The organism is Alkalimonas sp. NCh-2, assembly GCF_039631345.1.
Taxonomy (GTDB): Bacteria; Pseudomonadota; Gammaproteobacteria; order Enterobacterales; family Alteromonadaceae; genus Alkalimonas; species Alkalimonas mucilaginosa.
This window is the reverse complement of record NZ_JBDIUV010000001.1, coordinates 873,254-887,415: the sequence shown is the minus strand read 5'-3', so window position 1 is coordinate 887,415 and position 14,162 is coordinate 873,254. Positions and strand designations below refer to the sequence as shown.

General features: G+C 51.4%; 15 protein-coding genes. 8 read left to right on the top strand and 7 right to left on the bottom strand.

Annotated elements, in window-relative coordinates; genetic code table 11:
- Window positions 1-26: 26 nt before the first annotated feature.
- From ABC502_RS04325 to ABC502_RS04310, 4 genes are all read right to left on the bottom strand, one after another.
- On the bottom strand, window positions 27-476 hold the full coding sequence (locus ABC502_RS04325) for a pilin (RefSeq protein ID WP_345914983.1): 450 nt from the start codon (window positions 474-476) through the stop codon (window positions 27-29).
- Window positions 477-922: 446 nt separating this feature from the next.
- Window positions 923-1,420 carry a hypothetical protein gene (locus tag ABC502_RS04320; protein ID WP_345914982.1) on the bottom strand — a complete coding sequence of 166 codons (498 nt, stop codon included), beginning with the start codon at window positions 1,418-1,420 and terminating at the stop codon, window positions 923-925.
- Window positions 1,420-1,716, bottom strand: a complete 297-nt coding sequence (locus tag ABC502_RS04315) for a nucleotidyltransferase domain-containing protein (RefSeq protein WP_345914981.1) — start codon at window positions 1,714-1,716, stop codon at window positions 1,420-1,422. Before ABC502_RS04315 ends, ABC502_RS04320 begins: the two co-directional genes overlap by 1 nt.
- Before the next feature lie 21 nt (window positions 1,717-1,737).
- Window positions 1,738-2,139 carry a nucleotidyltransferase domain-containing protein gene (locus tag ABC502_RS04310; RefSeq protein WP_345914980.1) on the bottom strand — a complete coding sequence of 134 codons (402 nt, stop codon included), beginning with the start codon at window positions 2,137-2,139 and terminating at the stop codon, window positions 1,738-1,740.
- Window positions 2,140-2,488: 349 nt separating this feature from the next.
- On the opposite strand from ABC502_RS04310, the gene ABC502_RS04305 reads away from it, so the two are divergent.
- Together ABC502_RS04305 and ABC502_RS04300 are read left to right on the top strand one after the other, a co-directional pair.
- Window positions 2,489-2,779, top strand: a complete 291-nt coding sequence (locus ABC502_RS04305) for a nucleotidyltransferase family protein (RefSeq protein ID WP_330086525.1) — start codon at window positions 2,489-2,491, stop codon at window positions 2,777-2,779.
- On the top strand, window positions 2,776-3,132 hold the full coding sequence (locus ABC502_RS04300) for a DUF86 domain-containing protein (protein WP_345914979.1): 357 nt from the start codon (window positions 2,776-2,778) through the stop codon (window positions 3,130-3,132). The genes ABC502_RS04305 and ABC502_RS04300 overlap by 4 nt, the downstream gene beginning before the upstream one ends.
- 5 nt (window positions 3,133-3,137) lie before the next feature.
- On the opposite strand, the gene ABC502_RS04295 is transcribed toward ABC502_RS04300, so the two are convergent.
- From ABC502_RS04295 to ABC502_RS04285, 3 genes are all read right to left on the bottom strand, one after another.
- A complete protein-coding gene (locus ABC502_RS04295; protein WP_345914978.1) occupies window positions 3,138-3,800 on the bottom strand; it encodes a cold shock and DUF1294 domain-containing protein in 663 nt (220 codons plus the stop codon).
- 137 nt (window positions 3,801-3,937) lie between these two features.
- On the bottom strand, window positions 3,938-4,801 hold the full coding sequence (nadC, locus tag ABC502_RS04290) for a carboxylating nicotinate-nucleotide diphosphorylase (RefSeq protein ID WP_345915136.1): 864 nt from the start codon (window positions 4,799-4,801) through the stop codon (window positions 3,938-3,940).
- Window positions 4,802-4,811: 10 nt separating this feature from the next.
- A complete protein-coding gene (locus ABC502_RS04285; RefSeq protein WP_330086530.1) occupies window positions 4,812-5,339 on the bottom strand; it encodes a TIGR02281 family clan AA aspartic protease in 528 nt (175 codons plus the stop codon).
- A gap of 77 nt (window positions 5,340-5,416) precedes the next feature.
- Between ABC502_RS04285 and ampD the strand changes: the two genes are divergently transcribed.
- The 6 genes from ampD to lpdA all read left to right on the top strand — a co-directional run bounded on the left by ampD (window position 5,417) and on the right by lpdA (window position 14,099).
- Window positions 5,417-5,974, top strand: coding sequence for a 1,6-anhydro-N-acetylmuramyl-L-alanine amidase AmpD (gene ampD / locus ABC502_RS04280; RefSeq protein WP_345914977.1), 558 nt, complete (start codon window positions 5,417-5,419; stop codon window positions 5,972-5,974).
- A complete protein-coding gene (gene ampE, locus ABC502_RS04275; RefSeq protein ID WP_345914976.1) occupies window positions 5,971-6,843 on the top strand; it encodes a regulatory signaling modulator protein AmpE in 873 nt (290 codons plus the stop codon). The genes ampD and ampE overlap by 4 nt, the downstream gene beginning before the upstream one ends.
- A 270-nt stretch (window positions 6,844-7,113) precedes the next feature.
- Complete coding sequence (pdhR, locus tag ABC502_RS04270; protein WP_330086828.1) at window positions 7,114-7,881, top strand: pyruvate dehydrogenase complex transcriptional repressor PdhR; 768 nt, start codon at window positions 7,114-7,116, stop codon at window positions 7,879-7,881.
- Window positions 7,882-7,926: 45 nt separating this feature from the next.
- Window positions 7,927-10,593, top strand: a complete 2,667-nt coding sequence (gene aceE, locus ABC502_RS04265; RefSeq protein WP_345914975.1) for a pyruvate dehydrogenase (acetyl-transferring), homodimeric type — start codon at window positions 7,927-7,929, stop codon at window positions 10,591-10,593.
- Between the two features lie 11 nt (window positions 10,594-10,604).
- On the top strand, window positions 10,605-12,260 hold the full coding sequence (gene aceF, locus ABC502_RS04260; RefSeq protein ID WP_345914974.1) for a pyruvate dehydrogenase complex dihydrolipoyllysine-residue acetyltransferase: 1,656 nt from the start codon (window positions 10,605-10,607) through the stop codon (window positions 12,258-12,260).
- A 423-nt stretch (window positions 12,261-12,683) separates the two neighbouring features.
- Window positions 12,684-14,099, top strand: a complete 1,416-nt coding sequence (gene lpdA, locus ABC502_RS04255) for a dihydrolipoyl dehydrogenase (RefSeq protein ID WP_330128034.1) — start codon at window positions 12,684-12,686, stop codon at window positions 14,097-14,099.
- The last annotated feature ends 63 nt before the right edge of the window (window positions 14,100-14,162 follow it).

Here is a 14,162-nt window from a genome sequence, read left to right as displayed (position 1 = left end):
GTTTCTATTAAATATTAAGAATGTGATTACACAGCTGTGCAACCAGTTGGTAAATAGCTTTCTTTCCAACCTGTAGGCGTATTAGTAATAGTACACGCCCACTGACCGTTAGCTTCACGACCATAACGGATTAGCGCGCCTGTCACATTTGGACTACCAGTTAAAGCACACGTTATAGCAGCTACTTGAACGCCTGCTACAGGTGCGTTTACAGCAATTGCACTACAACGGTTAGTCGATGTAGGAAGTCCCATATTATCTGGTGTGTAAAATGCGTCGGCACGATTATCAACAACCGCTAACTCGTAATTAGAGCGTGCAGCAGTTATTTCAGCTAAACCGCCACTGACTTGAGTGCGGGCGGTGTAATCTTGGTACTGTGGAATAGCAATAGCCGCCAAAATACCGATAATCGCAACAACGATCATCAGTTCGATTAAAGTAAAACCCTGTTGGGTTTGTTTGATTGCTTTCATGGGTAAACTCCTGAGTTGTTAACAGCCCGATAGGCTACTTGTTATTCTGAGGCAAATTTCAGATTTCGCAAGGTACGGAGAATTATTTCTGTCAATTTTTTTTACTTCATTGATATAGAACTAATTTTTATTGCTTTTGTTGCTAATTTAGGCAATTTTATTTAGTAGTAAAGTACTAGTCGTCGGAGGATCTGTTTTCGGGAAACTAGCCATAAAAGGGGGGCTTTATGCCATTTTACCGCCCTGGCATCGCGGTATGTGTTCTGTACCGGTATAAAGCTGGCGTCAGCTTCCCATCATCCAGGCAGATTCTAGTTCCTAAAGCCCTGCCAGCAGAGTTGTTTGCAAACGTTCTGCCCTGCATGCTTCCAACTGGGCATATTCTTTGGCAGAAAGCACCACGGTTACAGTCATGCTTGCTGCAGGTTTAGGTGAAACAATGAGGTTTAGCTTGCATCGCTGCTATCGGGTAATAAATTCCGCTGTGACAGAGCTCGAATTAATTGCTCTGCAAATTGATGAAGCATAGGGCTAAATTGACTGGCGGTATTGAGTGCATCGGCCAGAATGGTCAGATCTTCGATGTATTCATGCACCATTTTATTTCGCAATTGCCTCGCGAGCAGCCAGTTTTCAGCTGAATCGAGCCAACCAAAGCGTTCTGCTTTATTCAGGTTATCGAGGACAGGCCCCTTAGGCTCACCGAGTGCCAACAAGGTAGCAGGCAACAACTTATCACCCACATTATCTTGCAGCCTGGCAAAACGACTGGCAAAAGCATCCAGCTGTTCAGAAAAAGCTGGGTCGCGCTCTAGGTCTTGCAAACGTTTCGCAGTGACCGCTTCGCTAAACAAACGCTGTTGTGTTATTTCCAACTGGGTACGCTCTTTTTTTATCACCCGGATCAAAAAAGCCAGTCGTTGTTGTTCATCAAATGTTGGCATTATAAAGGGGTTCCGCTCGCTGCTATGGCGTGAATAGGAAAATGTTGCAGGTTTGGAGCGCTCAGCAATACATCAACCTTTTGCAAACCAATGCGCTGTATAATTTTGGCTTCTAGTCTGGCGGCGACCAGAGCTGGCTGCTCGATAACCATCGTAGAGCTCACCAGTAAATCAATATCGCCACCTCGCTTCTCATTCTGCTGCCGGGAGCCAAACAAAGTCACAGTGGCCTTTTCGCCTAACTCATCAGCCACAACGGATTTAATGTGCTTAATTTGTTCTGTAGTCAATCGCATAGCTACCTCAGATGGCTCAACCTAAGTATAGTGGGTTTTATGATACAGGTGATCAAGCTCCCATTTGGACATTAGCCGGCGCTCCAATTCGAGCCGGGCGAAGTCGTTGCGGCAAAACAACAGGGTGTTGTCCTGGATCACGGTATATGCCAGAGGCAGCGCCACCTGTTGGATATCAATCACCGACAGCTGATTACCCGGCATTTGTTGCTGCCAATCCAACGCTAGCAGCTCCGGGGTCAGGCGACGCTCCAGGGGATCCGGCTCATAGTAAGAAAAAAGCACAGCCAAGTCGTAATCGCTCTGTACAGAGGCTTGGCCCCTGGCGCGGGAACCATACAACCAGAGTGCATCCAGCTGATGATTTGCGCGGGCCAGAGCCACCAATTGTTGGTGCACGGGGTCATCGATACGCGGTGGCATGACAAGCTCAGATGAATGATTGAATAGATTGAGTATATACCCAAGTGACCTCAAGATGCGAGTTTCAGAGCCTTTGGGCGCTTTCCATCCTCAGGTTCGCGAAACGGTATATTCCTATACCCGCTTTCAATGCAAGGCACACTGAAGTTTAGGGGGCAGATTCACATTTTTTTCTGCTCATTTTATCCGTTGAGCCAGCGGATGATGACAAATTGAAGCTGCCACTCAAGTACCACAAAAATCATGGTATACTTATTAAAGTTACTGCTTTACGGGTACTTGTATCTGTCAGTATGTACACTGCAATAAATGATTGCTTTATGCACTGAATGAATACAGTGAGGTGATAATGAGACCATCCATAGCATTGGCTTCGCACAGAGCTGAGATTCGCGCCATTATTGCTGCCCATAACACTAAAAATGCACGGGTTTTTGGTTCTGTGGTGCGTGGTGATGATACCGACTTGAGCGATCTGGACATTCTGGTTGACCCGACACCAGACACCACTTTATTCGACATTGGGGCTATTCGGCATGAATTGCTGCAGTTGCTGCAAGTGCCAGTGGATGTGGTAACTCCTGCTGCTTTGCCTGAAACCTTTCGTGCTGAAGTGCTTTCGGAAGCAATCCCTGTATGAGTGGCAAATTGACCAGACTTTACGGTTATCTTGGTCATATCACTGAAGCCATTCAACGAATTGAAAGCTACACCGAGGATATGGATGAACTAAGCTTTCTTGACAGTGAGCTTGTTCAGGATGCGGTGATTCGTAATCTTGAAGTGATTGGGGAGGCCAGCCGCAATATTGAAAAGCATTTTCCTGAATTTACCCAGGCACATCCCGATCTTCCGCTGGCTTATGCCTACCAAATGAGAAATGCGCTGGCGCATGGTTATTTCAAAATTGACTTTGAAATAGTCTGGAAAACCATCGAGCAAGACTTACCTGCTTTGCATCAACAGATAACCCTGTTACAGCTTAAAAGCTGACGTTTTTATGAACCAAACAACGCCAGCCGGCCGATAAATTCCTGGCCATGTTGGCTTAGCAACCAGGCGATCAGCAGGGCATTACCCAGCACCACCAGCCAGAATTCGCGCTGAAAACGGAACTTACGGCGTTTATGTGCCAGTTTCTTTTGTGCCAACAAAGCGCCGGGCCAGCCACCGATCAAACTATAGAGTTGCAGGCTTTCTTCCGGCAGGCGCTGTACCTGGCCGCTAATCGCTGCAGCCTTATCTTGCTGGTACAACCAATAGGTAAAGAGGCTGGCTTCGAGGTACAAAATAGGCAACACAAAGGGCAGGCTGCCAAACAGCAAGGCAATGACCAGCAGCATTAAAAAGCCACTACGAAAATACAGTGACACATCTTCGGCATAGCCCAAATCAATGCTTTGACTGGTTTTGTTTGGTTGGGGTTGTTGTTTGTCGGCTTCGGTAAATTGCAGCTGAATGGCAATCGGGCGGCCGCGTTTGTCGGTACCCGGGCAAAATTGCACTTCGTCACCTAGCTTCGGGCGAGCAGATTTGGTGACAAAGTCACGGATATGAAAAAACAGCTTTTGTTGGCTTTGCTGGCAGAACAGAAATCCGAAGCCTTTCACATCCTGCCAGTACACCACCCGCCCGGTACGCGGTTGCTCTGATTGCTGCATGGCTTGTGTTCAGGGTTATGGTGAGTACCTGTTTGAGTGTAACAGAAGCCGACAGTTCCATGTCAGTTTTTTTGGTGGTAATGCCAGGCAAAGCAAAGCGGCACTGAAGCCGCTGCCATACGGCTTCAGAGTAGAAGCTAGCTGCTAATCTGCAACCGCATGGATAAATCAATGGCTTGCACATGCTTGGTTAAAGCGCCGGAGGAAATAAAATCTACCCCGGTGGCAGCCAGCTCGCGCAACCGCTCGCTGGTGATATTACCGGAGACTTCCAGTTTGGCTCGCTGCTGATTGATGGCAACGGCTTGCTGAATATCGGCCAGGCTAAAGTTATCCAGCATAATAATATCGGCACCGGCTGTTAAAGCCTGCTGCAGCTCTGCCAGGCTTTCCACTTCTACTTCCACCGGCTTACCTGGGAAATTGCTGCGGGCCTGAGCCACTGCTTTATCGATGCCACCGGCAGCGGCAATGTGGTTTTCTTTAATCAAAAACGCGTCGAACAGGCCGATACGGTGGTTTTGACCACCGCCACACAACACGGCATATTTTTGTGCCAGCCGCAGGCCAGGCAAGGTTTTACGGGTATCCAGTAACTGGGTGCGGCTGCCTGCCAGTTGTTGTACATAGAGATCGGTGGTGGTGGCGGTGCCACTTAAGCTTTGCAAAAAATTCAATGCAGTGCGCTCGCCGGTCAGCAGGCTGCGGGCATTGCCCTGCAGGCGACAGAGCAGTTGGTTGGGAGCGACGCTGTCGCCGTCCTTTACCTGCCAGTCCAGTTGTACGCCGGGGTCTAGCTGCTGGAACACTTCATTCACCCAGGCAACGCCACAAATAATGGCTGCTTCCCGGCTAATAATGGTGGCACTGGCATGCTGGCTGGCCGGGATCAGGCTGGCGGTAATATCACCTTGTTCAACCGGTAAGTTGCCTAAATCTTCAGCCAGGGCAGTGGCAACAGAAGCGCGTATATGGTGTTGCAGTTCAGCGGTAATGGTCATCAACATAGGATCAACGTTGTATCAGAGTCAGTTGGTTGGCTTGTTGATTGAATTCTAACTGGTTCAGGGCGCTCATGCCTAATAAAATCTCGGTACCGCCCAGATTGGGCACTATGCTGGCGTCTACCTGATGCAGCCGGATATCGCCCAATTGCAGTTCATCAATCTGGCTGCGCCAGGCATCGGCAATGCCATTGGCCGTCATCACCTGAATACGCTGTCCTTTGCGCAGGCCAAGCCGGCGCGCAGCTTGTTCGGAAACAGCCACTGTGGTGGCACCGGTATCGAGCATAAAATCGGCGGGCAGACCATTGATCAGAGCGGTACCAACATAATGACCGGAGCGGTTACGCACCAAGGTCGTGCGTGTTTCGCCCTGTACGCCCTGAATGCTGTGCAATTGCTGATTTGGGTTGTTCTGATGGTGCAAGTAACCCTGAAACCACCAGACCAGCAGGCCAAGCAGCAGAAGCCAGGCAATCACGGTAAAGCTTTTACCGATAAATTCTGTCGATTCAGTTGGTTGCTTATCTGTCATTTGCTTCTCTTTTTATAGAGCCTGCTGTTGTGTAGTGCTATGATACGGCCAAAGTAGCCAATGCCAACAGGAAAATTATGTTGCAAGCGCCAGTGGATCTTGTACGCCAGTCGCCGCACTGCGATCAACGGCCGGACGGTGATCGTATTTGTTTGCTGGTGATACATAACATTAGTTTACCTCCGGGCCAATTTGTTCCTGCCGGGGCGGCAAAGCGTTATATCGATGATTTTTTTCTCGGCCAGTTGGACGCATCGGCTCACCCTTTTTTTGCTGAAATTGCGCATTTGCGGGTCTCAGCCCACTGTGTAATTTGGCGTGATGGTCAAATCTGGCAATACGTGCCCTTTGACAAGCGTGCCTGGCATGCCGGCATTAGCCGCTTTGATGGCCGGGAACAATGCAACGATTTTTCGATAGGTATTGAGTTAGAAGGCACCGATGATTTGCCGTATACTGATGCACAGTACCAGAGCTTAACGGGCTTAACACTCTGGTTGATGCGGCAGTATCCGGGCATCACGTTAGAACGTATTGTTGGGCATCAGCACATAGCCCCGGCACGTAAAACGGATCCAGGACCGGCATTTGACTGGCGGCGTTACCAGGCGGCATTACAGGAGAGCACTTTATGACGTTAGTAAGTATGTTATTGGCCCTGATTATTGAACGGTTGGCTGCCCGCAGTGAACTCTGGCAGGGCAGTCGTTATGTTAAAAGCTGGTTTTCACTGACTGCCGGCAGCAAGCTGGCCGAGATCGCGAAGCATCCGATTGGGCAATATGCCTGGATCTTGCTACCAGGTTTTCTGGTTTGGTTATTGCTACGCCTGATCGATCTGTGGTTGCTGACTACCCTGGTTAATACGCTGTTGTTGTTGCTGGCCATCGGTTGCTGGCATTATCGTCAGCTGTACAAGCAGTTTTTAAATGCGCAAGACCGCAATGATGATGAAGCCGCTTTTCTTGCGATGCAGCAAATTCGTCAACACAGCGGTTTGCAATCAGACGATGCCAGCTACGGCCAAAGCCTGATTTGGCTGAATTTCCGTTATTATGCAGCTGTGTTGTTCTGGTTTTTACCATTTGGCGCTTTTGGTATTATTACCTACGTCATTTTACGCCAGTTGAACCAGCCCAGCTACAGCGAGGATCCACAAATGCTGCAGTTGGAGGCCTTGCTGCAACAAGAGCATGAAGGCACGCCAGCTTACCAGCGGCTGATGCATATTGCGGATTGGTTTCCAGCGCGTTTGTTTGGCATTGGTTTTGCCCTGGTGGGCTATTTTTCCCGTGCTTCCAGTGCTTTGCTGGGGTATTTCCTGGACTTCACCAGCCCAAACGAGCAGGTGGTGCTGGATGTTGCCACTGCAGCCGAGCCGATTGATGAAAGCATACTCAATACGGCGGAGGAAACGGCAACCATGGTGCAGTTGGCCAAACGTAATATTTTGTTCTTTCTGGCTTTGACTGCCATCCTGACACTGGCGGGCTGGTTAGGCTAAGCTTTTTCACTCTATTCATTGGCTCTACAAGCAAAGCCGCTCTGTTGTAGCGGCTTTGTTGTATCTGCCGTCACTTAATCTGGTCATACCAATTCTGTTTGTTCCCATTAATCACGGTTTGGTTAGAGCCTTAGCTCTAACTTTTTTGGCGGTTTGCATCTGCAACCTTCTTCTGCTTTATTTACTTGTTAGGCAGAAACTGATACCTTAACCACCCTATCGGCTAATTGGTCTTACCAATTTACACCGTTGGTGCAATTTAGACTGTGGATAGCGCTTTTGATTATTAAACCAGCCAAGTTATCGGATCGCATTGTCGAGCAGTTGGAACACATGCTGTTGGAGGGCAGTTTTACGCCCGGGCAAAAGCTGCCGCCAGAGCGTGAGCTGGCGTTGCAGTTTGAAGTATCGCGGCCGTCGCTGCGTGAGGCGATCCAAAAATTAGAAGCCAAGGGGCTGGTCAAGCGGCGTCAGGGTGGAGGGACTTATGTCTGCGATAATTTGGCGGTTGGGCTGACCGACCCTTTGTTTGAGCTGATTGCCCGCCATCCGGAGTCGCAGTTTGATTTGCTGGAGTTTCGCCACGCTTTAGAAGGCATATGCGCTTACTATGCAGCGCTGCGCGGTACAGCTGCAGATTTCGCGCAAATCGAGCAGCGCTACCAAAGCATTTGCCAGGCGCAAGCCAATGCCGATTTAGCGGCCGAGTCCTATGCAGTGAGCGCTTTCCACCAGGCGGTGGCGGAAGCCTCACACAATGTGGTGTTGCTGCACCTGGTGCGTGGTATGACGCCTTTGGTTGAGCAAAATATTCATGCCAACCTCGCTACTATTCAGCAAAAACCAGAAATCAAGGCGCAACTGAACGCCCATCGGGAACACCTGATGGAGGCCATTGTTCAGGGCGAACCGGAAAAAGCACGTCAGGCAAGCCACCGGCACCTGGCCTATATCGAAGAAGCTCTGCTTGAAGTGGGCAAAGAGCGCTCCCGGTTGGAGCGTTCATTGCGCCGTTCGCAACAGGGCGATGCACATTAACACAGGATGCAATCCTGAACTGTGAACAACCAAAGGAATCCCGATATGTCTGAAGTCAGTCAAGTGGACATCGACGCACTCGAAACCAAAGAGTGGCTGCAAGCACTGGAGTCAGTGGTCCGTGAAGAAGGTGTTGAGCGTGCCCAGTTTTTGCTGGAGCAGGTGCTGGAGCAAGCCCGGCTGGAAGGGGTGGACATGCCTACCGGCGTCACCACCAACTACATCAATACCATTCCGCCACAGGATGAGCCTGCTTACCCTGGCGATGTCAATCTGGAACGGCGCATTCGTTCGGTGATCCGTTGGAACGCCATCATGATCGTATTGCGGGCTTCGAAAAAAGATCTGGAGCTGGGCGGCCATATGGCGTCTTTCCAGTCCTCGGCAGCGTTTTACGAAACCTGTTTCAACCACTTTTTCCGTGCGCCAAACGACAAAGACGGCGGCGATTTGGTGTTTTATCAGGGCCATATCTCTCCTGGTATTTATGCCCGAGCCTTTGTCGAAGGCCGCTTAACGGCTGAGCAGTTGGATAACTTCCGGCAGGAAGTCGGTGGCAAGGGTTTATCGAGCTACCCGCACCCGAAACTGATGCCAGAGTTCTGGCAGTTCCCAACGGTATCGATGGGCCTGGGCCCGATTGCCGCCATTTATCAGGCGCGTTTCTTAAAGTACTTAAACGGTCGTGGTTTAAAAGATACCAGCCAGCAGCGCGTTTATGCCTTCCTTGGGGATGGTGAGATGGACGAGCCGGAATCCCGTGGTGCCATTTCTTTTGCTGCGCGTGAGGGCCTTGGTAACCTGTGCTTCCTCGTTAACTGCAACCTGCAGCGGCTGGATGGCCCGGTGATGGGCAATGGCAAAATCATTCAGGAGCTGGAAGGCCTGTTCCGTGGCGCTGGCTGGAACGTGATCAAAGTGGTCTGGGGCAGTGGCTGGGACAAGTTGCTGGCCAAAGACACCACCGGCAAATTGCTGGAGCTGATGAACGAAACCGTCGATGGCGATTACCAGACCTACAAATCCAAAGATGGCGCTTATGTGCGTAAGCATTTCTTTGGCCGTTATCCGGAAACGGCGGCCCTGGTTGCGGACATGACCGATGAAGAAATCTTCGCGTTAAAACGCGGTGGTCACGAGCCATCCAAGTTGTATGCAGCCTTTAAAGCGGCGCAGGAGTGCAGCGATAAACCAACCGTGATTTTGGCCAAAACCGTGAAAGGTTACGGTATGGGTGAAGCGGCTGAGGGCAAGAACATTGCTCACCAGGTGAAGAAAATGGACATGACGCATGTGAAGCAAATTCGCAAGCGTTTGAAGCTGGTAGACTTTATCAGCGAAGACGAAGTCGATGCACTGCCGTACATCACGCTGGAAGAAGGCACACCAGAGCACAGCTACCTGCACGAGCGCCGTAAAGCGCTGCATGGCTATACCCCGGTGCGTTTACCACGCTTTAGCGCTGAGCTGACCCTGCCTGAGCTCAGTGCGTTCGAGCCGCTGTTGGAAGAGCAAAAGCGCGATATCTCCACCACCATGGGTTTTGTGCGTGCACTGAACATTCTGTTAAAAGACAAGCACATCGGCAAGCAGATTGTGCCGATTATTGCCGATGAGGCCCGTACCTTTGGTATGGAAGGCTTGTTCCGTCAGATTGGGATTTACAACCCGCGCGGTCAGGGCTATACGCCAGAAGATCGCTCTGTAGTGTCCTACTACAAAGAAGATGTGTCGGGCCAGGTGTTGCAGGAAGGTATCAACGAGCTGGGCGCAATGTCGTCCTGGGTGGCGGCAGCAACCTCGTACAGTACCAACGATTTGCCGATGATCCCGTTTTACATCTACTACTCGATGTTTGGTTTCCAGCGGGTCGGCGATATGGCCTGGCTGGCGGGTGATCAGCAAGCGCGTGGCTTCCTGCTGGGTGCTACGGCCGGTCGTACTACGCTAAATGGCGAAGGCTTGCAGCACGAAGATGGCCACAGCCATATTCAGGCCGGTACCGTACCGAACTGCATTTCCTATGATCCCACCTACGCTTACGAGCTGGCGGTGATCATCCAGGATGGTATTCGCCGGATGTACGGGCCGGAGCAGGAGAATGTGTATTACTACATCACGGTAATGAACGAGAACTATCACCATGGTGCTATGCCAGAAGGGGCCGAAGACGGGATCCGCCGTGGTATTTATAAGCTGGAAAGCCTGACTGGCGATAAAGCGCAGGTGCAACTGCTGGGCTCAGGCACTATCCTGAACGAAGTACGCAAGGCCGCGCAAATCCTAAGCGAAGAATACAGCATTGGTTCCAATGTTTATTCCGTCACCTCGTTCAACGAGCTGGCGCGGGATGGTCAGGATTGCGAGCGCTTTAATATGCTGCACCCGGAAGCCGAGGAAAAAGTGCCGTACATCGCCAACGTGATGAACAGTGCCCCAGCCATTGCTGCCACCGATTACATGAAGAGCTACGCTGAGCAGGTGCGGGCCTTTGTGCCGGCCGATTCCTACAAGGTGCTGGGCACCGATGGTTTTGGTCGCTCCGACAGCCGCGAAAACCTGCGCCGTCACTTTGAAGTGAATGCTGGCTACATTGTGGTGGCAGCGCTGAATGAACTGGCGAAAAAAGGCACGCTGAAGAAGTCGGTGGTGGCTGAGGCCATCAAAAAATTCGACATCGACAGCGATAAAATCAACCCACTGTACGCCTAAGAGGATGACCAATGAGTATTGAAATTCATGTGCCGGACATTGGCGCCGATGAAGTTGAAGTGACTGAAATTCTGGTCAGCGTTGGCGATACGGTGGAGCCCGAGCAGTCCCTGTTGACGGTAGAAGGCGACAAAGCCTCGATGGAAGTACCTGCCAGCGAAGGCGGCGTGGTCAAAGCCATTAAGGTGAGTACCGGCGATAAAGTGAAAACCGGTAGCCTGATTATGGTATTTGAAGCGGCAGATGGCGAAAAGACCGACACTGCAGACAAAGACGAAGCGGCCACATCGGATACGGCTGCCAAGGATAGCGCTGATGATGCTTCAGACGATGAGGCGGCAGGTAGCGAAGAGAAAGAGGTAGAAGTACCGGATATCGGTGGCGATGAAGTTGAAGTCACGGAAATCATGGTCAGTGTTGGCGACAGCGTCGAAGCCGAGCAGTCTCTGCTGACGGTGGAAGGCGATAAAGCCTCGATGGAAGTACCGGCACCCTTTGCCGGTACGGTGAAAGCCATCAAGGTAACCACCGGTGATAAAGTCAAAACCGGTAGTTTAATCATGGTGTTTGAAGTGGCAGGTTCTGGCAGCAAGGCCAGCAAGCCAGCCCAAAGCGAGAAAAAAGCTGAGAGCAAGGCCGATGCAAAGACGGAGCAGCCGGCCAAGTCGGACAGTAAAGCAAGCTCAGACAGCAAGCCTGCTGCCGGCGACAGCAAAGCAGCCGGCAAGGATGAGTTTGTTGAAAATGCAGCTTATGCCCATGCGTCACCAGTGGTACGGCGCTTAGCGCGCGAGTTTGGTGTCAACCTGGCCAAAGTCAAAGGCACTGGCCGCAAGAACCGGGTGCTGCGTGAAGATGTGCAGAACTACGTCAAAGCGGTGGTGAAGCAGGTGGAGTCTGGCAGTGTCAGCTCTGGCTCTGGCATGGACGTGCTGGCCTGGCCGAAAGTGGATTTTGCCCGCTTTGGTGAGATTGAGGAAAAGCCGCTAAGCCGTATTCAGAAGATTTCCGGTGCCAACCTGCATCGCAACTGGGTGCGTATTCCGCATGTCACCCAGTTCGACGAAGCCGATATCACCGGGCTGGAAGAGTTCCGCAAAGAGCAGAATGCACTGGCCGAGAAGAAAAAGCTGGGCGTGAAGTACACCCCGCTGGTGTTTATTATGAAAGCGGTGGCCAAGGCGCTGGAAGAGTTCCCGACCTTTAATTCGTCGTTGTCGGAAGATGGTCAGAGCTTGATCCTGAAAAAATACGTCCATCTGGGTATCGCGGTTGATACGCCGAATGGCCTGGTGGTGCCGGTGGTGCGGGATGTTAACACCAAGGGTGTGATTGAACTGTCGAAAGAGTTGATGGAGATCTCTGCCAAAGCCCGTGATGGCAAGCTGACCTCGTCCGACATGCAGGGCGGCTGTTTTACCATCTCCAGCCTGGGTGGCATTGGTGGTACCGCCTTTACCCCGATTGTGAATGCGCCTGAAGTGGCAATCCTTGGCGTGTCCAAATCGGAAATCAAACCGAAATGGAATGGAAAAGAGTTTGAGCCGAAGTTGATGCTGCCATTGTCGGTCTCCTACGACCATAGGGTGATTGACGGTGCGCTGGCGGCACGATTTACTGCTACTTTGGCGAGCTATCTGGCGGATATTCGTCAGATTATTATGTAATCCCGGCTGAAGCCGTGTTGTTGTTCTTTTGGATGTTACAACAAGGCTGGCCAGGAGTTGACCGGGTACGCTAAGCAGACGCTTTTTGCCAGGGTGGCAACAAATTCGCCGGGAGCGAATTTGGACAGCTGAGCTGGCCCTTTAGGGGGAACTGCATGGATGCAGTTCACAAACCAGCCCCCAGGGATGGGTTTACGGCGTGTCTGCGTGCGCTACCCGGTTAACTCCTTAAATCAACACTATGGGTGGCGACATGGGCGGTGTCGGTCATCAAACTTTTGTTGCTGCGCTGAAAAGTTACAAGACATCATTCAGGCTGAATGCTAAAATTCAGCAACATTTTTCGTCGGCAGCCTGCGCGGTTGTAAGCAACCACTCAGTACGCGCGCTGCCACTATGGTTCACAAGGTGAAAGGTATAACGATGAGCAAAGAGATCAAAACGCAGGTCGTGGTATTGGGCGCAGGCCCTGGTGGCTATTCCGCAGCATTCCGTGCTGCCGACTTAGGCCTGGACGTAACCCTGGTAGAAGCCCGCAGCACCCTGGGCGGTGTTTGTCTGAACGTGGGTTGTATCCCTTCCAAAGCCTTGTTGCACGTTGCCAAAGTGATCGACGATGCCAAAGAAATGGCATCCCACGGCGTAACTTTTGGTGCGCCGGAGATTGATCTGGACAAAATCCGTGCCTGGAAAGACAAAGTGGTTGGTCAACTGACCAAAGGTCTGGATGGCATGGCCAAGATGCGTAAAGTCAACGTCGTCAACGGTTACGGCAAGTTCACCGGTGCCAACACCCTGCAGGTGGGCGATACCACCATTACCTTTGAGCATGCTGTGATTGCTGCCGGCTCTGAGCCAGTATCGCTGCCGTTTATTCCAAAAGACGACGACCGCATCATCGACTCGACCGGCGCGCTGGAATTAAAAGACATTCCTGGCGAAATGCTGGTGCTGGGTGGCGGTATCATTGGCCTGGAAATGGGTACTGTGTACCGGGCTCTGGGCTCCAAAGTATCAGTGGTTGAATTTGCCGACCAACTGGTGCCAGCAGCCGATGCCGATATCGTCAAAGCTTACACCAAGTTCAACAGCAAAAACTTCACCATCATGCTGTCGACCAAAGTGGTGGGCGTGGAAGCGAAGAAAGACGGCCTGTACGTGACCTTTGAAGGCAAAAACGCACCGGAGAAAGCGGTTCGTTACGACAAAATCCTGGTGGCGGTTGGCCGTAAGCCAAACGGCAACCTGCTGGATGCGGCCAAAGCTGGTGTTAACGTGGACGAGCGTGGCTTTATCAATGTCGATAAGCAGTTGCGTACCAATGTGAAACACATCCACGCCATTGGTGATGTGATTGGGCAGCCAATGCTGGCGCACAAAGCGGTGCACGAAGGTCATGTGGCGGCTGAAGTGATTTCTGGTATGAAGCATTACTTCGACCCACGCGGTATTCCTTCGGTGGCTTACACCGATCCGGAAATGGCCTGGGTAGGTGTGACCGAGAAAGAAGCCAAAGAGCAGGGCATCAAGTACGAAGCAGCAACCTTCCCATGGGCAGCTTCAGGCCGTGCTATTGCTTCTGCCCGCACCGAAGGCTTCACCAAGCTGATTTTCGATAAAGAAAGTCACCGCATTATTGGTGGCGCCATCGTTGGTATCAATGCCGGTGAAATGTTGGGTGAAATCGGCCTGGCCATTGAGATGGGCGCCGATGCTGAAGACATCGCCCTGACCGTGCATGCCCACCCAACGCTGAACGAGTCCATCGGCCTGGCCGCCGAGATCTACGAAGGCTCGATCACCGACTTGCCAAACCCAAAGGCAAAGAAGAAAAAGTAATTTTTCTTCAGTAAATCAATAAATAAAGGTCGCATTTGCGGCCTTTGTTGTTTGTGATTGACG

Coding starts and splice junctions, on each gene's coding strand:
- ABC502_RS04300 (WP_345914979.1), top strand. CDS start 2,776: ATGAGTGGCAAATTGACCAGACTTTACGGTTATCTTGGTCATATCACT.
- ABC502_RS04310 (WP_345914980.1), bottom strand. CDS start 2,139: ATGCCACCGCGTATCGATGACCCCGTGCACCAACAATTGGTGGCTCTG.
- ampE (WP_345914976.1), top strand. CDS start 5,971: ATGACGTTAGTAAGTATGTTATTGGCCCTGATTATTGAACGGTTGGCT.
- aceE (WP_345914975.1), top strand. CDS start 7,927: ATGTCTGAAGTCAGTCAAGTGGACATCGACGCACTCGAAACCAAAGAG.
- nadC (WP_345915136.1), bottom strand. CDS start 4,801: ATGACCATTACCGCTGAACTGCAACACCATATACGCGCTTCTGTTGCC.
- ampD (WP_345914977.1), top strand. CDS start 5,417: ATGTTGCAAGCGCCAGTGGATCTTGTACGCCAGTCGCCGCACTGCGAT.
- ABC502_RS04320 (WP_345914982.1), bottom strand. CDS start 1,420: ATGCCAACATTTGATGAACAACAACGACTGGCTTTTTTGATCCGGGTG.
- ABC502_RS04315 (WP_345914981.1), bottom strand. CDS start 1,716: ATGCGATTGACTACAGAACAAATTAAGCACATTAAATCCGTTGTGGCT.
- ABC502_RS04285 (WP_330086530.1), bottom strand. CDS start 5,339: ATGACAGATAAGCAACCAACTGAATCGACAGAATTTATCGGTAAAAGC.
- ABC502_RS04325 (WP_345914983.1), bottom strand. CDS start 476: ATGAAAGCAATCAAACAAACCCAACAGGGTTTTACTTTAATCGAACTG.
- ABC502_RS04305 (WP_330086525.1), top strand. CDS start 2,489: ATGAGACCATCCATAGCATTGGCTTCGCACAGAGCTGAGATTCGCGCC.
- ABC502_RS04295 (WP_345914978.1), bottom strand. CDS start 3,800: ATGCAGCAATCAGAGCAACCGCGTACCGGGCGGGTGGTGTACTGGCAG.
- lpdA (WP_330128034.1), top strand. CDS start 12,684: ATGAGCAAAGAGATCAAAACGCAGGTCGTGGTATTGGGCGCAGGCCCT.
- aceF (WP_345914974.1), top strand. CDS start 10,605: ATGAGTATTGAAATTCATGTGCCGGACATTGGCGCCGATGAAGTTGAA.